A 20,873-nucleotide genomic window follows, 5' to 3' on the forward strand; every position below is an offset into this window, starting at 1 on the left:
CCGGATCTTTGTTCCTGCTACTCAAAATCAACAGAATAATCTATTTGTTATGCCGGAAGGACCATCCGTTGTTATTTTAAGAGAGAACATTATAAAAAATGAAGTATTGTACCGGACCAGGGTGCAGCCATTAACTGAAGTCAGCGCACTGAAACCTGCTAAAGACCTGCCTGCGCTGCCATCGTCCTTCCCACAGGAAACATGTGGGTAAAACCTACCGGAGAACTTTTTACTGCACAAATTGTCAGAAATTGTACAAAAAATAGCAGGTACTGCCAGCTTCTGAACTTCGTTTTATCAGCACGCTGTTATGTAAATGTTTCCTGTTCATCTGTAAAATAGGTCTTTCTGGCGCCTGTTTTTTTCACCTGAATCGGTACGCCTGAGGGACTATGTGTTTTCTTTGGGTTATGGATCTTCAGGAAATCACGTACTTCACCACTAATCAGGCCCGGCTTGCTGCCCTGGATTTGTTTCACCGCATTTTCCAGCACGTGGCGGACAGCTTTAGACAGTGCTTTCAATTTAGAACCCGGAATTTTATTTGCCGCCGAGAATGGAGAAATGCCCGCTTCCCAAAGAATTTCATCTGCATAGGCATTGCCGATTCCACGGATCACATGCTGATCCAGCAGAATGTTTTTAATAGCCGCTTTTTTATTCGCCAGTATCTCCTGAAAGAATTGTGTATTCACTTCTTTAGCAAGCGCATCAGGGGTATTGTCAGCTTCAGGATTTAATGTGCCATTGGCCAGTCCCCTGAAATCTGTTAAGGTAAGATTCAGCCCACCTTTAAAACCTAACCTGATGATCGCATACTTTGGGACTTCTTCTTCTTTAGATATATGGAGTTCCCCGTTCAGCATCATATGCAGGCTCAATAGTGCTTTGTTCTCAAATTCAAAATAGATTTCTTTACCCCTGCGGTATATTTTTTCAATCTTTTGCTGATCAATAGCCTCCTGCAGTTCCTTTGCTGAAACGTTTATTTTTTTTGTATTTGGAACAAGAACTTCTTTTACTTGTTTTCCTTTGAGCTGACTGCTCAGGTTGTGGCTAAAAACTTCTAGATCTGGTAATTCAGGCATGTCGGTAGTTAATTAACGTTATGATAACCTAAAATACATGTTAAAAGTTTTGACCACTTCCATTTAATGAAAAGCCTCTTCCCATTCGCCGCGGCCAGCTTCTGTGAGCTGGGTGTAAGTTGGGAGAAGATCAGGATGAGTTAACACCCATAAGATAACGTTAATCCTTTCCCAACTCACACCCAGCTTACAGAAGCCAACAGCAAATATTAAAGAATGCCCTTAAAATAACCGGTTGCCAGGTCGAACTATATCACTACGCGCTTAAATATAATTTGGTAAAAGAAATGATTTACAGGCATTATTTTCTACTATTTTAGTATATTTAGAATACATCATAAAATGCTCTCAAAACATCATTTTTTGATTTTAATTTTTATTGGAATGAGAAAAGTGATTGTTCAGGATACCAATTTGGATCTTCTCGAAACTATGACCATAATTTTAGAGGAGGCAGGGTACAAAGTATTGCCCGTTATTCATTATGATGACGTTATCCCAAAAATCATTGACTTCAATCCCAATATCGTATTACTTGACTTCAGGATTTCTGGTGAAGAATCCATCGCCGTGTGCAAAAAAATCAAGAGTAGATTCCCTTATCTTCCTGTAGTGGCACTCAGTTGCAGCCTTCAAATTCATCATGAATATACCAAAGCAGGATTCGATAATTATATTGCAAAACCATTTGACCTGGAACATCTGTTCAAGGTGTTGCAGCAGTACACTTATCCACAGTAACTCACATCTTATCCACACAGCTTGTTGATAACCCTACTGTAAATAAACAAATGGAAATGCCGGCCATAGCCGGCCTTTCCTGGCAGATTTGCTTTACAAATTCACACCTAAACCACAAATCTGTTGATCTTAAATATCATTCGGCACAGCTGGTTTTTAATCAAAAGAACAGGCCTTGAGAGGTACAGTTAAACCATTCGCCTCCGGAACCATTTTCATCACACAATTATTAATTAAAAGTAAAACTAACACCCTTTGGACAATATTAAAAAAATTTGTTTTGATGAATAACAAAAAATAATCAATAGAACACAATAATAACATGATTCTATAAATATTAACTTTTGTTAAAAGATGTTAAAGTTTCTTTCAAAATTATTCAACTATTTAATTTAGTAAAAATTGAGGATTTAAATTGTAAACCATTAAGGCCTGTATGCAAAAACCATCTAATCTTTTATTACTCCTCATAGCGTTACAATTGCTGAATACGGTGAGTGCCTATACACAAAACAGGAATAAAGCCGGAACAATAAAGGGCCGGGTACTTGACGGGCAGCAAACCGCCGCCGCTTATGCAACGGTCTGTTTGTACAAGTCCTCCGACTCCACAGTTATTAAAAGAACTTTAACCACGGCAGAGGGCGATTTTCTCTTCGAAGAATTGGTATCAGGCATTTACCTTGTTTCGGTAGAATGGATCGGATACAAAAAGCTATTTAGCGATCCGATCACCATAAAAACCGGCGACAAGCCCCTTGTACTGAACAGCCTGGTCCTGATTGCCGAAACTAAACAGCTGAATGCAGTAAATATCACCAGCAAGAAACCATTAGTAGAAACCAGGAACGGGAAGATGATTGTGAATGTAGAGGGCAGCATCCTGGCGGCGGGCAAATCTGCAATGGAAATACTGGCAAAAGCTCCCGGCGTAACCGTCGACCAGGATGGCCGCATCAGTTTACGGGGTAAAAGCGGTGTAGAAGTGATGATCAATGGCAAGCTTACCTATCTCTCAGCAGGGCAGCTGGCCAACCTGCTGAGATCTACCAGCGGGAATACCATACAGCGCATTGAACTGATGAGCCAGCCCGGATCTGCATATGATGCTTCCGGAAGCGCAGGCATCATCAATATCAAGCTGAAAAAGAATGATAACTATGGAACAAACGGCAACGTTACAGCTGGCTTTGGTTATGGCAGGTACTACAAGAGCAATGGCGGACTGACCATCAATCACAGAACAAAAAGCCTGAACATTTTTGGAAATTATGACCTGTTAAACAACAGGGATTTTGAAGACCTGAAAGTCAACCGCAGCAATACTTCCGCCGGGGAGAAAAGCTATTTCGATCAGCAGGCAAGGGAGGTCACTACCAGAAAGAACCACAGTTATAAAGCGGGTCTCGATTATTTCATTGATGACAAAAATACACTGGGTTTTGTATTCAATGGATATACCAATCACAACACCTCCTTAACTGATAACAGAACCAACATCGGGAATCGTCCTTCAGCTACAGATTCCACTATTCTGGCTTCAAATCCAGGGCGCAGTTCTCTCCAAAACCAGGCTTACAATCTCAATTACAAATCAGTGATTGACACCAGCGGTCAGGAATTCAGCGCAGATATAGACTATTCAAAATTTCAGAATAACAATGAGACCGCATACAATAACTACTTCTATAACGGTTCGGGTATGTCATTTAAAGATCCGCTGATCTTCAGGAATGCGACGCCCTCGACGGTAAAAATATGGACAGGAAAGGCAGATTATGTTTATCCGCTTAGCGATAAAAGCAAATTAGAAGCCGGCATCAAAAGCAGCAGTGTACGTACAGACAACCATTTTCAGTTTGATAATCTGAAGAACGGCAACTGGTTCAATGATCTTTCCAGAAGCAATACATTCATTTACAAAGAATTTGTAAATGCTGTATACGCCAGTACCAGCATGGAATTTGCTGCCACAAACATTGTGCTTGGACTACGCGGAGAGCTGACACACTCAGAAGGGAATTCCCCCACTGTACAGCAGAAGGTGGAACGAAACTATTTCAATCTTTTTCCCAGCCTTTCTGTGGGACAAAAGCTATCTGAACTGCATGACATCGGGCTTTCATACAGCAGGAGAATTGACCGGCCGGATTATCAGTCGTTGAATCCCTTCCTGTACTTCGCTGACCTGTATACCTATAACCAGGGCAATCCTTTGCTAAAACCTCAGTATACCAATGCATTCGAGTTTACCTATGGTTATAAAAAAATCCTCAATGCGACCGTAGGATACAGCCATACCAGTGATGTGATCACCACTACCCTCATTACAGATACCGTTGCAAAAACCCTGATCATAAAAGATCAGAACCTGGCTTCCCAGCACACTTTCAACTTCAATGTAAGCATGCCGGTGACCATCAGTAAATGGTGGAACACAACGAACAACGGAACCCTCTATTATACCAGCTTCAATAGTCCGGACTTATTGGGAGCCCCTTTTCACAGCGGAAAGACAACTTACCTGCTCAGCAGTATACATACGTTTACCTTAACGCCGGCAATCCATGCAGAACTTTCAGCCAATTATCAGTCGGCACAGGTATATGGGACCTATGCAGTAAAACCTATTTACAGCATTGACCTGGGCCTGAGCAAATCCTTCGCCAACCAGCGGGCCAACCTTAAATTTGCCGCCGGCGACCTGTTCAACTGGGCAAAAGCAAGGGTGACAAGTGCCATACCCAGCCAGGATTACCAGCTGTACCAGAAACAGGAAAGCAGAATATTCAGGTTAACTTTTAGCTATAATTTCGGAAGCAGCCTTGTCAAGGCAGTCAGGGCGCATACAACAGGAGCTGATGCCGAGCAGAAAAGAGTTAAGTCGGGCAACTAGCGTTATGAATATGCAACTAATTAAATATTTTTAAAAATATTTTGCAGTCCATACAATAATATACGTCTTTAAACGCTTATGTATAGGAGAGCGTTAATTAGATGACGGGGATAATTCAACTGGATTATCCCCGTTTCTTTTTTAAAGACCCCTTAAATTTATAAAAATCAGACTGTTATCATTTTTGAAGCATATTATTATTTGGGCATAACTGTATGTATTTTTACGGATTGACTCTGCTCCTCAAATTGATGACCTGATCCGTTAAACATTTTCAGCAGGCGTTGACCAGCAGGAGATCATATCCAGTAATTCAGGATCAGTACACCGATCAACCCAAGAACCGAGATCAGGCTTTCCATCATCGTCCATGTTTTAAAAGTTTCTTTGAGGCTCAGATTAAAATATTCTTTAAACATCCAGAATCCTGTATCATTCACATGAGATAACATCAGGCTTCCGGCACCTACGGCAAGTACCATTAACTCTGCTGAAGCCCCTGCAGTAACAAAAGGGATGACCATTCCGGAGGCAGTTAAAGCCGCAACGGTAGCTGACCCCAGCGTGATCCTTAAAACGGCAGCAATGAGCCAGCCCAGGAACAGCGGAGAGACGGGTACATCAGCTGTCAGTAATTTCACCTGCTCCCCGATACCGCTATCCACCAGGATCTGCTTGAAAGCACCTCCCGCAGCAATGATCAGGATGATCATCGCCACACTTTTAACGCCCTCTGCACAGGAATCCATTGCTTTTTGCACAGGAATATTCTGGATCAGCAGGGTAATAATGATGGCAAAGAGCAGGGCCATCGTTGGATCGGAGATAAAGCTAAACACGTTTTTTGCTATAGGGTTTGTGCTAAACAGTCCGCCAATTGTGCCTGCTGCAATAAAAAATATGGGGGACAGCGCAATGATGAAACTTTTGAGCGCTGAAGGCAGTCCTGCGTCTTCAGCCAAATCAAGCTGACCGCGTTGCCCTTCCTGCACCGGTAATTTAATGATCGACCGCGGAAAGAAGATCCCTGCGATCACTGCTATCGGCAGGCTCAGCACAAGACCATAGATCAATGTCCGGCCGATGTCTGCATGAAAGATACTGGCCAGTGCTACCGGCCCCGGATGTGGCGGCAGGAAACCATGCGTAACAGATAATGCTGCAGCCATCGGAATGCCGACATACAATTTGGGAAGTTTGACAGCGGCCGCAATACTGAACACCAGTGGAATCAGCACCACAAACCCTGCATTATAAAATAAAGGAATGCCAACAAGAACTCCGGTCAGCAATACCGCCCACTGTATATTTCCAACTCCGAAAACTCTGATCAGCACATACACGATCTTTTTAGCCGCACCACTGTCCTCTGCCAGTTTACCCACCATTGCGCCAAGCGCAAGTACCATCACCATTCCACCCAGCGTACTGCCGATGCCATTGGTGACCGAAGTCATAACTTTTTGCACCGGAAGCCCTAACATTAACCCTGTAAGCACCGAAACGATCAGCAGGGAAAGCATAGGATTTACTTTTTTAAGAATAAGGATCAGCAGAATGACGATACCGGCGAGGACAAAGAGTAAATCCATTGAATTGATATTTGGTTATTTCGTTTCAAGATAACTCAAATTTCCTTAAAAAACCAACATCCTGCTAAAGCCATTTACTATTCCCAGCAGGGAGGGATGGAAACCGGCCATTTTAACGTCATATAGACGAACGCTGCCCAGCCGCCATGCTACAGGATAAGCTCCAAAAAAAAGAATCTCTCTTTCGATGCCTTCAGCTGCGCTTCAGCAGCTGTCAGCATCGAAAGAGAGATTCTTTTTTTCAGCGAAGCCAGGAAATCTCAGGCTACACAGGTGAAAGAGATATTATTCTACGATAGCCCTGAACATCAGTGCACCAACAGTGAGGTTAGTCCGGCTGTCGATCAGAATCGCAGATCCGTTGGCCTTATTCTCCGAATACAGGTCATAAGCCAGCTCATCAGCTGTTTTGATCACCACGCGGCCGATATCGTTCAGCTTAAATTCAAAAGCTTCTTCTTTTTCCAGCGTATTGATATTCACTTTGTACATAATCTCGCGGACCTTACATTTGGTCAGCTTACTGTTATGCTGTAAGAAATAGGTGATGGTATCGTCCATTGGTTTGTTATCCATCCAGCAAAGATCAGCCTCTATCAATTGAGAGCGCTGTGGCAAATAGGCAGAGTTCACCAGTACATCGCCCCTGCTGATGTCTATATTGTCTTTAAGGTGCAATGTAACAGACATTCCTGCGGTCACCTCTTCCGGTGCCTTGTCAAAAACCTCTATTTTAGAGATCACGGAGCTACTGGCTGAAGGCAGCACTGTCACCTTATCATTTACCTTAAACGTTCCGCTCAGGATCCTCCCTGCATAACCTCTGTAGTCATGCAGTTCATCAGTCTGTGGCCTGATTACCCACTGTACAGGCATCCTCGCATAGTCTGATGTCTGGTTACCTGTTACTTCAACGGTTTCGAGGAAATCCAGCAGGCTCGTTCCTTTATACCATGGCATGTTCTCAGAAAGATGAACAATGTTATCTCCTTTTAAAGCACTTACCGGAATGAACGTAACATCATTCAGTTTCAGGTTAGCCGCCAGTAATGTTTTATATTTTTCAGTAATGTTATGGTATACTTCTTCGCTGTAGCCTTCCATATCCATCTTATTGATACAGATCACTACATGGCTTACACCCAGTAAGGATACGAGGTAAGAATGACGGATAGTTTGCTCTACAACGCCATTCCGGGCATCAATCAATATGATAGCCAGATTTGCTGTTGAGGCACCGGTAACCATATTACGGGTATACTGGATATGTCCGGGCGTATCAGCGATGATAAACTTGCGTTTCCCGGTCTGGAAATATTTATAGGCCACATCAATCGTGATTCCCTGTTCCCTCTCTGCCCGTAATCCGTCAGTCAGGATGGCAAGGTCAATAGAGCCGTCATCATTTTTGCGGTTAGAGTTTTGCAGCGCTTCCAGCTGATCCACCAGAATGGAGCCTGTGTCGTACAATAAACGGCCAATTAGGGTACTTTTCCCGTCGTCAACGCTTCCTGCGGTAAAAAATTTAAGTATGTTCATTAAAAGTATCCTCCTTTTTTGCGGTCTTCCATTGCTGCTTCCGACACTTTATCGTCCAGGCGGGCCCCACGTTCACTTATTTTTGATGCGCTGATTTCTTCAATAATGTCATCAATCTGATCAGCTTCAGATTCAACAGCTGCGGTACAGCTCATATCCCCTACGGTACGGAACCTCACCATGCGGTTTGTCACCACATCAGCATCGTCCATATTCAGAAATGGTGATGCCGCCATCAGTTGTCCGTTTCTTGTAATCGTATCCCTTTTATGGGCAAAGTAGATCGAAGGAAGATCCATTTTTTCCCTGCGGATATAATTCCATACATCGAGTTCCGTCCAGTTACTGATCGGAAACACCCTTACGTTCTCTCCTTTGTGGATCCTTCCGTTATAGATGTTCCAGAGTTCAGGGCGCTGGCGTTTAGGGTCCCATTGTCCGAATTCGTCCCTTACCGAGAAAATCCGTTCTTTGGCCCTTGCTTTTTCTTCATCTCTTCTGGCACCACCGATGCAGGCATCAAAACCATGTTTGGCAATCGTATCCAGTAAAGTAACCGTCTGCAGGGAGTTCCTGCTGGCATTCTTTCCTTTTTGTTCGATCACCTTACCTTCGTTGATAGAATCCTGTACATAACCAACAATCAGCTTTTCACCTAAGCGCTCCACCATTTTATCCCGGTACGTAATTGTTTCCTCAAAGTTGTGACCGGTATCAATATGTACCAGCGGAAAAGGAAACTTACCCGGGCGGAAGGCCTTTTCAGCCAGTCTTACCAGGGTGATTGAATCTTTACCGCCAGAAAACAGCAGAGCCGGCTTTTCAAACTGCCCGGCTACCTCACGCAGAATATGAATTGCTTCTGCTTCTAATTCGTCTAAATAATCTAAGTTATATTTACTCATGTGCTTTACATTATTGTGTGGCATGCAAACCACATTCTTTCTTCGATTGATCTTCCCACCACCAGCGGCCGGCCCTGAAATCCTCACCCGGCTGAACTGCCCTTGTGCAGGGAGCGCAGCCTATGCTCGGAAATCCACGATCATGAAGCGTATTGTATACAATATTATTCTTTTTTATATATGCTTTAACATCCTCTAAACTCCAGTCAAATATCGGGTGAAATTTAACCAGCTGGTTGCCCTCGTCCCATTCCAGGTTTGACATATCATGGCGGTTTAAGGACTGCTCTGCCCTGATGCCCGTTACCCACAATTTATTGCCGCTCAAAGCCCTTTTCAGGGGAACGATCTTACGGATATGACAGCATTCCTTCCTGTTTTCCACCGATTCATAGAAGCTGCTCGGCCCCTTTTCAGACACCATTTCTTCCAGCGCAGCTACGTCCGGGTAGTAAGCATGGATCGGCTTATTATAATTTTCCAGTGTCCTGTTCCAAACATAATAAGTTTCGGGAAATAAACGGCCGGTTTCAAGCGTAAAAACCCTCACAGGAATATCATTGGCAAATATCATATCAGTGATCACCTGATCTTCCCAGCCAAAGCTGGTAGAGAAAGTAATTTGTCCGGGAAATTTTTGCGCCAGGAAACCTATGGCCTCTACAGGTCCCATGTCCTTTATCTGCAGGGCTATTTCTTCCAGGTATTCTTTCATTAGCATGTATTTTTTCAGTGGTTATGAAACCATCAGACTATAATTGTTATATAACTTTTAAAATAAACAAGACGATGCTTCTCAGGCTCACCAGGATCACAATAATCCCTACAGATACCATAATGCTCTTCGCAGAGATCCGGTTAGAAACCTTCGCCGCTATCGGGGATGCCAGTGCACTGCCGATCACCAGACCGGCTACCGCTTCCCAGTGTGCCGACTTTAACATCGTGACAAAGGTAAGTGAGCTCAGCAGGGCAATAAAAAAACGTGTAAGCTTTACCGTCCCCAGAGAGAACCTTGCATTTCTTCCGCCTGCGATCAGGCTGGACAACACAATTGAACCCCATCCGCCACCGCCTACAGCATCAATAAAACCACCGCCCAAGCCTAAAAGTCCGATTCGTTTTATCTTACCGTCTTTATGTTTAGGCGCCTTATTAAATGCTTTCTTAAGGATTACCCAGCCCAGAATTAAGGTATAGAATGAAACAAAGGGTTTGGTATATGCACTGTAATGTTCCAGCGATGATAAAAGATAAGCACCGGAAACAGCACCTATAATTCCCGGAATAATCAGCAGTTTGAAAAGCTTCCAGTTGATATTGCCCATGCGGTAATGCATCCAGCCGGCGATGCCGCAGCTGAGCACTTCCGAAAGATGGACACCCATACTGGCCGAGGCCGGTGGAATTCCCATGGACAGGGAAAAAGCTGTAGACGTTACCCCGTAAGACATGCCTATCGCTCCGTCAACCATTGCAAAGACAAACCCTCCTGCAAGGAACCAGTAGAACATCGGGTTGATTTCCGCTACATAGGCCTGGAATTGCGGTTCCCTTTGCCAGAACACGACAATCAGGACAGTAATAGATAAAATAATCGTGAGCCATAACAACCATCTGAATTTAGGAAATGTCTGTTTAACATACTCCGGCTGTATTGCTGCCTTTGGCTGAACATTTAACTCCTGTTCAACCAGTACAGCGCTTACTTCATTCAACTTTTTAACTTTTGCGCTGAAATCTCCTTCTAAAGTATTACGGAATTGACTCATTTGCTGCAGTGTAATATCCAGCTCAGCCGGCAAAGCCTCACTGAACAGTTCTTTTAATCTTTTGGCAACCGTGGGTGATTTACCATTTGTAGAGATGGCGATCTTCAGATCCCCTTTCTTCACAATTGAACCCAGATAAAAATCACAGAGATCAGGCTTATCCGCCACATTCACCAGTAACTTTAAGGCATGGGCATCACGCCTGATTTCTTCATTTAATACATTATTGTTGGTAGCAGCGATCACCAGATCTGCCTGAAGAAGATCCGGGGCTGCATAGCTCTTTTTGAATAACGTGATCTGACTTAATCCTGCAGCCATTTCAGCCACTTCATTACAGATCACTTCAGCAATTATCGTTACTTTTGCATCCTCACTCTGTGTGAGCACAGCCGTTAGCTTTTCCAGGCCTACAGGGCCTGCACCAATGATCACCGTATGCAACTGGTTAAGCTTTAAAAAAACAGGAAATAACTGGTTACCTTTTAATTCCACGTTCCTAAACTATAACTCTTCTTTAATTGCCGCAAAAAAATCCCTGATCGGCTGAAACTGGGGATGCAGCGAAACTACTTCGCCAAATACCAGAATCGCCGGCGCACCGATCCCTTTTTCCTCCACTACTTCTACAATCGTATCTACAATACCGATAGCCAGTTTTTCGTTGTCGGTAGAACCGCTCTGGATGACCGCTACAGGCAGTTTATTCTTATGTTCCTGCTGATAAAGTTTCACAATTTCCTTCAGCTTGTTTAAACCCATCAGCACCACAACGGTTGCTTTTGTGCGCACCGCCTCATAGAGGTCGTTTGAGATGGCTCCGGAAACCGTTGTGCCTGTCACTACCCAGAAGCTTTCACTTAAACCCCTGTGTGTAACAGGGATCTGCTGTAAGCCGGGTACTGAGATGGAACTCGATAATCCGGGTACCACCTTTGCAGGAATACTATAGCTGGCAGCAAAATTCAGCTCCTCATAACCACGGCCGAATACAAATGGGTCGCCCCCTTTTAAACGCACAACATGGCCATAGTTGAGGGCATAATCTACCATCAGTTTATTCATTGCATCCTGTGAATGTGAATGTTCGCCGGAACGTTTGCCCACATATACCTTTATGGCATCTGCAGAAGCATAGTCTAGTATTTTCTCGTTCACCAGGGCATCGTATAAAATTACATCAGCATCTTTAAGCGCATTTGCGCCTTTCATGGTGATCAGTTCAGGATCACCCGGACCAGCGCCAACCAGCGTGATCAGGGGTTCCCTTATTTTTCTTTTAGCCGGCTGTATCATGAGTTGACCTCAACGCCCCTTTTCGCTTTCATTTGTTTATAGAACTCAGTTGCCTGGTTCAGATAAGTGATCGCAAAGTCTTCAGTAGGTTCATTTTTGTTGATCTTCAGTACAAAATCGCTAAAACTTTCCGGCAATACAACTTCTCCGGTTTGAATAAAATGTGTATCAAATTCCCTGATGATACCGATTTGTGTACTGCTGTTTACGCCTTTATCCAGTAACAATGCTTTCGCAGTGTTTACCTGTACACTGTAAGAATGATAGATGGCGTCAGACCATGCTCCTCTTTCGAAGGCCTCTCCGGCCCATTGCAGTTTCTCTTCACCTTCCAGTAAAAGCGTAGCCACCAGGTCGATCACTACACCTGCACATTCCCCTACGCCAATAGCAGTTTCAAAAGTCTCTTCATGTCCCCAGTCCACATATTCATGGTCCTGTAAAGTGCTCAGGTCAGCAATAGGTTTCAGCAACTGGTAGAAATAATCTTTTCCTTTTGCATCATAATACTGGTGGAAGCTTTCCTCCTCAGCAGAATTACCGGCGAAGTCATCAAGAATAGCACGTAACACAGCGGGAGCACGTTTGGTAGGTGCTTTAATCACACGCTCAGCCACCCTGCCTTCTCCGTTGCCTACTGTTCCTCCACCGATCATCACCTGTACCGCAGGAACAACTTTACCATTTGCTTTCACAGAACTGCCGTGAAAACCGAGATGCGCCAGTCCATGCTGTCCGCAGGAGTTCATACACCCGCTGATCTTGATCTTCAGATCTTTTTCATAGACCAGCTCCGGATATTCATCATGGATCACGTTCTCTAATACTACAGCAAGTGACATGCTGTTGGAGATACCCAGGTTACAGGTATCCGTGCCCGGGCAGGTAGTGATATCTGCGACGCTATCGAATCCCGGAACGGCAAAATTCAGCTCGTTCAGGTTATTGTAAAGTGGAAGCAGTGCTTCTTTTCTTACAAATTTCAATAACAATCCCTGATTCTGGGTGATACGGATCTCGTCTGCCGCATAAGGACGAATGGCTTCAACAAATATCCTGGCTTTATCAGTTTTGATATCACCTTTTGGTATTTTAATGTATACGCCATAAAAGCCGCTTTGCTTTTGCTCGAAAACGTTGGTATCCAGCCACTGCTGATAATGCTGTTCATCCGCAGGTTTGCCTTCTGTGCCGGCAACCGGTGCAGGGAAAGCAGGCAATGGAACTGTACCTGTATCTATTTTAAATATTTTTGATTTATTGGCGATGACTTCCTCCGCAACCAGGCGGTTCACTTCTTCAAGGCCAAGTTTTTGCACCAGGTATTTCATCCTTGCCTTATTTCTGTTGGTTCTTTCGCCATAACGGTCGAAAACACGCAGCACAGATTCTGTATAAGGAATGATCAGGTCTTCGTGGAGGAATTCATGGGTAACACTTGCAAGGAAGGGTTGTGCTCCCAGTCCGCCGGCAAACATTACTTTAAAACCGCGCTCGCCTGCTTCATTGATCTTTGGAATAAAACCAAGGTCATGGATATAACTGAACGCCGTATCCTTTTCAGTGGAGGAGAAGGAGATCTTGATCTTCCTGCCCATTTCCTGGCATATTGGATTACGCAAAAAGTATTTAAATACTGCCTGCGCATAAGGTGAAACATCAAATGGTTCATCAGGATTGATTCCCGAATCTGGAGAAGAAGTTACATTCCGCACGGTATTTCCGCAAGCTTCACGTAAGGTAATATCATCGCGTTCCAGTTCTGCCCACAGTTCAGGTGTACGGTCAAGACTCACATAGTGGATCTGGATGTCCTGCCTGGTAGTCAGGTGCAGGTTTCCGCTTCCGTACTCATCTGACACATCTGCGATACGCAATAACTGCTGGAAAGTAATCTTTCCAAACGGCAATTTGATACGCACCATCTGTACTCCGGGCTGACGCTGTCCGTAAACACCGCGTGCAAGCCTTAAACTTCGGAACTTTTCATCGTGAATTTTTCCTTCACGAAAAGCACGGATCTTTTGCTCAAGATCTATAATATCTTTTTCTACTATCGGATTTTCAAATTCCGTTCTAAAACTCTGCATTTCAATAAATCTTGGTTAGGAAATGTTTTGCTGAGAGATGTTGTAACGTCTCTATAGTTCAAATATATACATTCTATATAGAAGTGGTCGTTATTAATGTAAAAAAATGACAAAATATACATCAATTTTTTTTGATAAAAATGCTGAAAGTATGGGTTTCAGTATCCTGAGGGGTATTATTTAGACCAGTTCTTTATAAAACACCTGGTGGAGCAAGCTGAATTAAAAAAAAGAAAAACCCGGATATCCATCCGGGTTGTCTCTTATATCAACTAAACCTTAACAAGGAAATACTAACCAAATATTTACTTTGCTACAAACATACCAGGCCAATATGAAATCAATGTTAAGATTTGATGATCTGTACTGCAAATTCATGCGATTTAGTAAAGCAGCGGCCGCCGGTTTACTGATTTCCCTGCCCTGCTATTTATTTTTTATTTAAATTTCGCATCTTTTCATATTATCCTGAATCCATGCAGATCGTAGCTTATATCATTCTTGCCTTAGCGCTCATCTATTTTCTGAGTTATTCATATAAAAAGCTGTCCGCAAAGTCAAAGCGGGAAAGCCTGAGGAGGGATTGGGGGCAGGCAAAGAACAGCAGGTATATAGACCTGGATTCCGTGGAGAACTATTTTCTGAATACCATTGCAGATTCAGCCGATAAACTGCAGCTGATCTCGGATAAGATTGCAACAGACCTGTACCTCAATGAGGTTTTTAAACTGGTAGACCGCACAGTGTCCAGGGTGGGCCAGCAGTTTCTCTATGCAAGGCTGCGCACCATAGATAAAGATCCCAAAGACCTGCTGATCCAGGATGCATTTGCAGAACTGATCGGTCAGGATGAAGAATTAAGGCTGGATACACAACTTACCCTGCAGAAACTGGAGAAAAATGATTCTTATTATTTCCAGGATCTGATCTATGCAAAAAAGATAGACCGTCCGGACTTTATGCCCCTGGTTTATCTGCTGACGCTGCTGAATGTGATCCTGCTTTTCGCCGGTTTCTTTTACCCGACTGCATTCCTGGCCTTTGGTGCGGTATTCATCATCAACTCCGGCATTCATTACTGGAATAAAAACAATGTAAGTGTACATACCTCCTCGCTCGGGGAATTTCTTAAAGCATTTGAAACGGCAAAGAACCTGGATGCAGACAAAAGGATCAGTGCACATTTTCCGCATACCGCCGGGCTCATCAGGGAACTGACACCGCTGAAAAGAAAGATGATAGGGGTTAAACTGGATAACATGGCAGAAGGGGATGCTGCCGTGGTTGGCTTCCTGGTCTTCGAGCTGCTCAAAATAGCCTTCAATATTGAGATCATCTCCTTTTATTCCATTATCGGCTCGCTGAGGGAGAAAAAGAAAGAGATGAAAGATCTGTTCAAATTTATCGGTACGGTAGATACCGCAATATCCATCGCGGCGTTCAGGTCATCCCTGGATGAATATTGCAAACCGGTTTTCAGTACCGGCAGCGGTTTGGAAGCGGAGGGAATTAAACATCCTCTGATAGCAAACTGCGTCCCGAATGACCTTCATCTTGAGCAGAAGAACCTGTTGCTGACCGGCTCGAATATGTCTGGCAAAACTACCTTCATCCGTTCTGTAGGCATCAATATGATCCTGGGCCAAACGCTGTATACCTGTCTGGCAAACAGGTTTGAGATGCCCTATTCAAAGATATTCTCCTCTATCACCGTGGCGGACAGCCTGCTGGAAGAAAAGAGTTATTATTTTGAGGAGATGCGGATCATCAAAGAATTTATAGGGGAATCAGGCAGTGCTGAACCCTGCTTTTTTATCCTCGATGAGATCTTCAAAGGTACCAACACCATTGAAAGGGTGTCTGCCGGAAAAGCGATCCTCTCCTATCTTGCTAAAAACAACAATCTTGTATTTGTTTCCACCCATGACACTGAACTGAATGAGCTGCTGAAAACGGAATATGACCTTTACCATTTTTCGGAAACCGTGGAAGAACAGGAACTCATCTTTGACCATACCATCAAAAAAGGCCCGCTGAAAACAAGAAATGCCATTAAGATCCTGGAAATCAATGATTATCCTGCATCGATCATTAGGGATGCCAACGCTACTGTAGACCTGCTGATGCAGGGTTAATCCGCGATCTGAGGATAATGTGTGTTCTTATACTTATCTTTCTGAACGTGTACTTTCAGGTTCCTGAATGTTTCCAGTGGCCCTTTTGTGGCGAACAGGTTGATTAACCAGGCTGGTATGGTTCCCATCGGATCTACTTCCAGTACATATTCTGCCCTCACCTGGTTTTTGCCCAATGGAGTGATCGTCCAGTTTCCAACGGAATGGGGAATCCTCACGATCTTGTCCTTTTCGGGTACATAACCGGGAATGCAGGGAGAATTTACGGTGATCACTTTTGTCTGCGGGTGCTGCTGCACCTGGATATGAACCACAAAATCCCGGTTCTCACATGGCCAGGGCACATCAAGTTCTGAATAATAGATCAGGTCCAGCGGGGAGATCTGTTTGATCATGATATTCTTCTTACTGTGGTAAACCCATTCGCTGCAGGTTTCAATGTCCATAATCGCCGCCAGCAACTGAGAGTTAGTGGCCTGCATATTACATACCACCCTGATCGCTTTGAGCTTTGGATTTGAAGCCGGACGGGTGTATACATCAATTCCCTCGTGCTGCGCGGACAACTTCCAGCTCTCCTGGGCCAGGGAGGGATTAAAACCTAAAAAAAAGAACAATATAATTAAAAACAGGGAATATACGGAGGCTGAACGACACATAATTTTTACGTAATCAGGTTTAAATCTAATCGGGCATCAAAATTAAGCAAAATCCTTTTTTCAAGCTGAATTTAAAGGTTTTAACTACGTCATCTTCGCGTAATTATATTTTATGCATTTTTTTTGTTTGTAACATTGTTGTATATTTGTTTAACAAAAATCTAAAAACCCTCACCAAAATCTTAAGTTTATCTGAAGCAAAAAACTACCTAATTATCGTATCACACATAGCACCCAAACCAAATTCTATGAGAAAATACCTTTTAGGCGGAGCAGGAATAATTTTTAGTACACTTGCACTGACCATCATTAGCTGGGTTCCATCATCCAATACGATTACACCAGCTAAAATCGTTACTGAAGATTCATTGTACAATTTGCATGTCAGCAAAATCTATAATGGAGCACATTTAGAACAGGCAGGTTTAAGACCTGAGGTTTTCGAAAAAGCATTAACAGGGTTCTATAACCTGAAGAACAGCGGAAAAATATCTGCGGAGAAGTCAATTCTTACCATTGCAGATATGGATCAGAACAGTACAAAGAAACGTTTGTGGATCATCGATCTGAATAAAGACTCCCTGCTGCTCAATACCTGGGTTGCCCATGGTTCACGCAGTGGCGATGACCTTGCTACACGCTTTTCCGATGAAAATGACTCTTACGAAAGCAGCCTGGGATTTTATGTAACGGCTGAGATCTATACTGGTAAACACGGCCGTTCATTACGCCTGGACGGTATGGATGAAGGTTACAATTCAAATGCCCGCAAGCGCTCTATCGTTGTCCATGGTGCACCTTATGTGAGTCAGGGAACAATTAACCAGTTAGGAAGACTCGGACGCAGTCAGGGTTGCCCTGCAGTTGCCCCTGAACTTGCAAACCTGGTGATCAATACCATAGAAGGTAAAACTGTGATCTTCATTAACGGAAGTACCCAGTCTTACACTTCGAAATACCTGGATACACACCTTGCAGCAAATAGCATCATTGGTAGCAGGGACAGTATCATGAAAGTAAAAGATACACTGTTAACAGCAAAGATCTAAGCTACAGCCAGACAAGAGGTAATCTACAGCCAGATAAGCGGTAATACATCGCCCTCTATCCGGTGCTTCTGGCTTGTTCCTTCTCTATGAGTCCGAGGTACGTCAGTCCAGCGAACGAGGCTAGACCGAGTTTAAGCCCTAAACTCGGTCTAGCCTCGTTCGCTTGGGGGACCTATGCCGGACTCATAGAGAAGGAAACCCGAAGAAGCATCGGCAAAGCAACGATAACAAATGCCCCCTATACAGACAGGTCAATTAGTTTAGCAGGTGCCTTCTCCTTATCATGTAAGGAGCATTAAATAGCCCCTCTTTTTTGCAGATAGGTGTACAGGACAATGTCCAGTCCGTATACGTCTTTTCTTACCTGAATAGTGCCGCTGTCATCCCAGGCAGTAAAATAAGTCAGGTAAACAGGAACCTTTTTTGGTAAAGAAATATTCGTTGCTACCGCAACAGTATCTTCCATTTGCTTTTTGATCTGCTCATATTTTGCTCCGTCGCCAAAAAGCGCGTGCGCAAAATCAAGCGGTTTTTCCAAACGTACACATCCGTGACTCACTGCCCGCATAGACTGTTTAAATGCGGCCTTCGCGGGAGTATCATGCAAATAAACGGCACTTTGATTATTAAAAAGAAACTTGATCTTCCCTAAAGAATTATCCTCTCCCGGGCGCTGTTTAAACCGGTATTTCTTACCAGGATTACCGCTGGTCCAGTCAATCTCTTCCGGATCTTCAACGACCTTTCCGTTTTCAAACACATCAATGTTGTGGTTTGCCAGGTAATAACGGTCTTCCGCGGCAGATTTAACAATCTCCTTACTGGCAATGCTCTCCGGAATATTCCAAACCGGGTTTACCTGCACACTGTGGATCATGCTATTTAACTGTGGGGTCTCCCTTGAAAAAGGCCGGTCTTTTTTCAGGTCGTTCTCATCATATTCCTGTATATTATCCGTAAAATCCTTGTTCCGTCCTTCTCCTACGCATACTTTCATATTCAGCACAGACTTCCCTTTCTCCATGACATCCAACCTGAAATCGGCGATATTCACGATCACATATTTATCCTCCTGAGGTTTGTTCTTCCATCTTAATCTTTCCAGGTTCACCTTAAGAATCTTCTGTGTTTCCGCTGCGGTGATGCCCGGCGCGGCTTTACCTTCCTTCAGGGCCTTTTGCAGGGCGAGATACTGCTCATTCGCGGGTTGTATGCTATCCAGGTAAACCTTCAGGTCTCTGATCGCGAAAATACGGTTCAGGGAATTACTGTCGGGCCGTTGTGTATCGGTAAAATATGCAGCATAAATCCTTTTCGGACTTACCACGCCATACTGAAGGGCAATACTATACTGAAGAAGTGAATTGGCCGCCAGTATTTCCAGTCTGGCAATATCGCGGTAAGCGTCTTCAGTGGTTTGAATTCCTTTTTTATCATAGAGCTTGTCTGTCAGCTCTTTTAATTCCTTCGCTTTGAAAAGCTCAGGGTTTAAACCATGTTCCGCAGCGCGGTCAAAATAGGTCAGCAGCTGCTGCAACCCTTTTTGTTTTACATGCTGAAGAACGATTACCGGTTCATATTCATTCTTTTCATAAAAAGCAGCAATCAGCTTTGGCTGACTCAAACCGGGTTGCTCCGCCTTGAGCGTTTGCCGGAAGACCTCAGCAAAGGCTTCATTCTCTACATTTTTAAACACCTTGTTCCCTGTTTCAGTAAAGAGGGTTTTGCCCAGATCTGAACGGCTTTTTTTACAGGATTGTACTGTAAATGCAATTGTGAAAGCGAGTAGGAGATATTTTCTAACCATATGCCCTATCAACATCAATTCAGCAAAATTGTTTAACCACCTGGTCACATAAAGTTTTACAGAACGAGAAAAACAAATCTTTGATTTCAATGTTTGATGTTCGAACACTAAATTACCGTAATTTAGCCGCTAACTAAAATAATTGAATCGATGAAATCAATAAAATCCTATGCTGCAGAAAGTGCAGAACAACCGCTTGCCCCATTTGCGCTTGACAGACGTGAGCCTGGAGCAGATGATGTAGAGATTAAAATTTTATTCTGTGGGGTCTGCCACTCTGATATCCACACGGCCCGTAACGAATGGGGTGCAACCATGTACCCGGTAGTTCCCGGTCACGAAATTGTGGGTACTGTAACACGTGCAGGTGAAAATGTAAGCAAGTTCAAAGTAGGTGATACCGTAGGTGTCGGCTGTTTTGTAGACTCCTGCGGACATTGCGAAAGCTGCAAAGATGACCAGGAACAATACTGTGAAAACGGACATACGCAAACCTATAATGCTTATGAGCAGGATAAAAAAACCATTACTTATGGCGGTTATTCAAGCCATATCGTAGTTACACAGGATTTCGTGCTTTCAGTTTCTGACAAACTTCCCCTGGAAAAAGTAGCGCCGTTGTTATGTGCCGGCATCACTACGTATTCTCCGTTACGCCACTGGGGAGTGAAAGAAGGCCATAAACTTGCTGTAGTAGGTTTAGGCGGACTAGGCCACATGGCAGTGAAACTGGCTTCATCTATGGGAGCCGAAGTAACAATGCTCAGCCGTTCTCCAAAGAAAGAAAAAGATGCCGCAGAACTTGGTGCCGATCACTTCAAACTGACCACCGACAAAGACACCATGAAAGAACTTGCCGGTACTTTTGATTTTATCATCGATACCGTTTCAGCTGAACATGATTATGACGAGTACCTCGCTTTGTTAAAAACAAATGGTGTAATGGTACTATTAGGCGTTCCGCCGGTACCTGCTACAGTGAGCCCCGCCGGACTGATCTTTGGCCGCCGCAGCCTGGTAGGTTCTCTTGTTGGAGGAATTAAAGAAACCCAGGAAATGCTGGATTACTGTGCAGCGCACAATATCACATCTGATGTAGAGATCATCAACATCAATCAGATCAACGAAGCGTACGAACGTACTCTTGCCGGAGATGTTCACTATCGTTTTGTGATTGATATGGCTACGCTGTAAGGAGATCACCGGGGTTAAAAAATAAGGGTTAAATCGGGGCTGTATGCTGCTGAAGCGCAGCAGAAGGCCCCGATTTAACCCTTATTTTTTCTGACACAGGTTAATCTCTG

At 43.8% G+C, this 20,873-nt stretch carries 16 protein-coding genes; 6 read left to right on the forward strand and 10 right to left on the reverse strand.

What is annotated here, in order from left to right:
- The first annotated feature begins 49 nt into the window (after window positions 1-49).
- Window positions 50-211, forward strand: coding sequence for a hypothetical protein (locus BLW16_RS23125; RefSeq protein WP_175470446.1), 162 nt, complete (start codon window positions 50-52; stop codon window positions 209-211).
- Window positions 212-308: 97 nt separating this feature from the next.
- Here BLW16_RS23125 and BLW16_RS00760 read toward each other — a convergent pair whose 3' ends face one another.
- A complete protein-coding gene (locus BLW16_RS00760) occupies window positions 309-1,088 on the reverse strand; it encodes a DNA-formamidopyrimidine glycosylase family protein (protein ID WP_090554242.1) in 780 nt (259 codons plus the stop codon).
- A 384-nt stretch (window positions 1,089-1,472) separates the two neighbouring features.
- On the opposite strand from BLW16_RS00760, the gene BLW16_RS00765 reads away from it, so the two are divergent.
- Both BLW16_RS00765 and BLW16_RS00770 read left to right on the forward strand, forming a co-directional pair.
- Window positions 1,473-1,829 carry a response regulator gene (locus tag BLW16_RS00765; protein ID WP_175470447.1) on the forward strand — a complete coding sequence of 119 codons (357 nt, stop codon included), beginning with the start codon at window positions 1,473-1,475 and terminating at the stop codon, window positions 1,827-1,829.
- Window positions 1,830-2,265: 436 nt separating this feature from the next.
- Window positions 2,266-4,725 (forward strand): TonB-dependent receptor, encoded by a 2,460-nt coding sequence (locus BLW16_RS00770; RefSeq protein ID WP_090554244.1) that lies wholly within the window; start codon window positions 2,266-2,268, stop codon window positions 4,723-4,725.
- Window positions 4,726-5,024: 299 nt separating this feature from the next.
- Here BLW16_RS00770 and BLW16_RS00775 read toward each other — a convergent pair whose 3' ends face one another.
- The 7 genes from BLW16_RS00775 to BLW16_RS00805 form a co-directional block, all read right to left on the reverse strand.
- Window positions 5,025-6,317, reverse strand: a complete 1,293-nt coding sequence (locus BLW16_RS00775; RefSeq protein WP_090554246.1) for a GntT/GntP/DsdX family permease — start codon at window positions 6,315-6,317, stop codon at window positions 5,025-5,027.
- A gap of 285 nt (window positions 6,318-6,602) precedes the next feature.
- Complete coding sequence (locus BLW16_RS00780; RefSeq protein WP_090554248.1) at window positions 6,603-7,856, reverse strand: sulfate adenylyltransferase subunit 1; 1,254 nt, start codon at window positions 7,854-7,856, stop codon at window positions 6,603-6,605.
- Window positions 7,856-8,761, reverse strand: coding sequence for a sulfate adenylyltransferase subunit CysD (gene cysD, locus BLW16_RS00785; RefSeq protein ID WP_090554249.1), 906 nt, complete (start codon window positions 8,759-8,761; stop codon window positions 7,856-7,858). Before cysD ends, BLW16_RS00780 begins: the two co-directional genes overlap by 1 nt.
- 10 nt (window positions 8,762-8,771) lie before the next feature.
- Window positions 8,772-9,476 carry a phosphoadenylyl-sulfate reductase gene (locus BLW16_RS00790; RefSeq protein ID WP_090554251.1) on the reverse strand — a complete coding sequence of 235 codons (705 nt, stop codon included), beginning with the start codon at window positions 9,474-9,476 and terminating at the stop codon, window positions 8,772-8,774.
- A 46-nt stretch (window positions 9,477-9,522) separates the two neighbouring features.
- Window positions 9,523-11,028, reverse strand: coding sequence for a TSUP family transporter (locus BLW16_RS00795; protein ID WP_090554253.1), 1,506 nt, complete (start codon window positions 11,026-11,028; stop codon window positions 9,523-9,525).
- 9 nt (window positions 11,029-11,037) lie between these two features.
- Window positions 11,038-11,829 carry a uroporphyrinogen-III C-methyltransferase gene (gene cobA / locus BLW16_RS00800; RefSeq protein ID WP_090554254.1) on the reverse strand — a complete coding sequence of 264 codons (792 nt, stop codon included), beginning with the start codon at window positions 11,827-11,829 and terminating at the stop codon, window positions 11,038-11,040.
- The gene (locus BLW16_RS00805) at window positions 11,826-13,919 is read right to left on the reverse strand and encodes a HEPN domain-containing protein (RefSeq protein WP_090554256.1); all 2,094 of its coding nucleotides are present in this window, start codon (window positions 13,917-13,919) and stop codon (window positions 11,826-11,828) included. The genes cobA and BLW16_RS00805 overlap by 4 nt, the downstream gene beginning before the upstream one ends.
- A gap of 476 nt (window positions 13,920-14,395) precedes the next feature.
- Between BLW16_RS00805 and BLW16_RS00810 the strand changes: the two genes are divergently transcribed.
- Window positions 14,396-16,054, forward strand: a complete 1,659-nt coding sequence (locus BLW16_RS00810) for a MutS-related protein (protein ID WP_090554258.1) — start codon at window positions 14,396-14,398, stop codon at window positions 16,052-16,054.
- Here BLW16_RS00810 and BLW16_RS00815 read toward each other — a convergent pair.
- Window positions 16,051-16,671, reverse strand: coding sequence for an START domain-containing protein (locus BLW16_RS00815; protein WP_175470448.1), 621 nt, complete (start codon window positions 16,669-16,671; stop codon window positions 16,051-16,053). The genes BLW16_RS00810 and BLW16_RS00815 overlap by 4 nt on opposite strands.
- A gap of 290 nt (window positions 16,672-16,961) precedes the next feature.
- On the opposite strand from BLW16_RS00815, the gene BLW16_RS00820 reads away from it, so the two are divergent.
- Entirely contained in the window at window positions 16,962-17,762 is an 801-nt protein-coding gene (locus BLW16_RS00820; RefSeq protein WP_245735092.1) for a murein L,D-transpeptidase catalytic domain family protein, read from the forward strand.
- 295 nt (window positions 17,763-18,057) lie between these two features.
- On the opposite strand, the gene BLW16_RS00825 is transcribed toward BLW16_RS00820, so the two are convergent.
- Window positions 18,058-19,569, reverse strand: coding sequence for a L,D-transpeptidase scaffold domain-containing protein (locus tag BLW16_RS00825; protein WP_245735093.1), 1,512 nt, complete (start codon window positions 19,567-19,569; stop codon window positions 18,058-18,060).
- Between the two features lie 150 nt (window positions 19,570-19,719).
- Here BLW16_RS00825 and BLW16_RS00830 point away from each other — a divergent pair, with 150 nt between their 5' ends.
- Complete coding sequence (locus BLW16_RS00830; protein ID WP_090554264.1) at window positions 19,720-20,763, forward strand: NAD(P)-dependent alcohol dehydrogenase; 1,044 nt, start codon at window positions 19,720-19,722, stop codon at window positions 20,761-20,763.
- Window positions 20,764-20,873: the final 110 nt, after the last annotated feature.

Source organism: Pedobacter hartonius, assembly GCF_900107535.1.
GTDB lineage: Bacteria > Bacteroidota > Bacteroidia > Sphingobacteriales > Sphingobacteriaceae > Pedobacter > Pedobacter hartonius.

What these genes read in the sequence shown, in the direction of transcription:
- BLW16_RS00770 (WP_090554244.1), top strand. Translation starts at nt 2,266, where the DNA reads ATGCAAAAACCATCTAATCTTTTATTACTCCTCATAGCGTTACAATTG.
- BLW16_RS00775 (WP_090554246.1), bottom strand. Translation starts at nt 6,317, where the DNA reads ATGGATTTACTCTTTGTCCTCGCCGGTATCGTCATTCTGCTGATCCTT.
- BLW16_RS00790 (WP_090554251.1), bottom strand. Translation starts at nt 9,476, where the DNA reads ATGAAAGAATACCTGGAAGAAATAGCCCTGCAGATAAAGGACATGGGA.
- BLW16_RS00830 (WP_090554264.1), top strand. Translation starts at nt 19,720, where the DNA reads ATGAAATCAATAAAATCCTATGCTGCAGAAAGTGCAGAACAACCGCTT.
- cysD (WP_090554249.1), bottom strand. Translation starts at nt 8,761, where the DNA reads ATGAGTAAATATAACTTAGATTATTTAGACGAATTAGAAGCAGAAGCA.
- BLW16_RS00805 (WP_090554256.1), bottom strand. Translation starts at nt 13,919, where the DNA reads ATGCAGAGTTTTAGAACGGAATTTGAAAATCCGATAGTAGAAAAAGAT.
- BLW16_RS23125 (WP_175470446.1), top strand. Translation starts at nt 50, where the DNA reads ATGCCGGAAGGACCATCCGTTGTTATTTTAAGAGAGAACATTATAAAA.
- BLW16_RS00780 (WP_090554248.1), bottom strand. Translation starts at nt 7,856, where the DNA reads ATGAACATACTTAAATTTTTTACCGCAGGAAGCGTTGACGACGGGAAA.
- BLW16_RS00810 (WP_090554258.1), top strand. Translation starts at nt 14,396, where the DNA reads ATGCAGATCGTAGCTTATATCATTCTTGCCTTAGCGCTCATCTATTTT.
- BLW16_RS00765 (WP_175470447.1), top strand. Translation starts at nt 1,473, where the DNA reads ATGAGAAAAGTGATTGTTCAGGATACCAATTTGGATCTTCTCGAAACT.
- BLW16_RS00760 (WP_090554242.1), bottom strand. Translation starts at nt 1,088, where the DNA reads ATGCCTGAATTACCAGATCTAGAAGTTTTTAGCCACAACCTGAGCAGT.
- BLW16_RS00825 (WP_245735093.1), bottom strand. Translation starts at nt 19,569, where the DNA reads ATGGTTAGAAAATATCTCCTACTCGCTTTCACAATTGCATTTACAGTA.
- cobA (WP_090554254.1), bottom strand. Translation starts at nt 11,829, where the DNA reads ATGATACAGCCGGCTAAAAGAAAAATAAGGGAACCCCTGATCACGCTG.
- BLW16_RS00820 (WP_245735092.1), top strand. Translation starts at nt 16,962, where the DNA reads ATGAGAAAATACCTTTTAGGCGGAGCAGGAATAATTTTTAGTACACTT.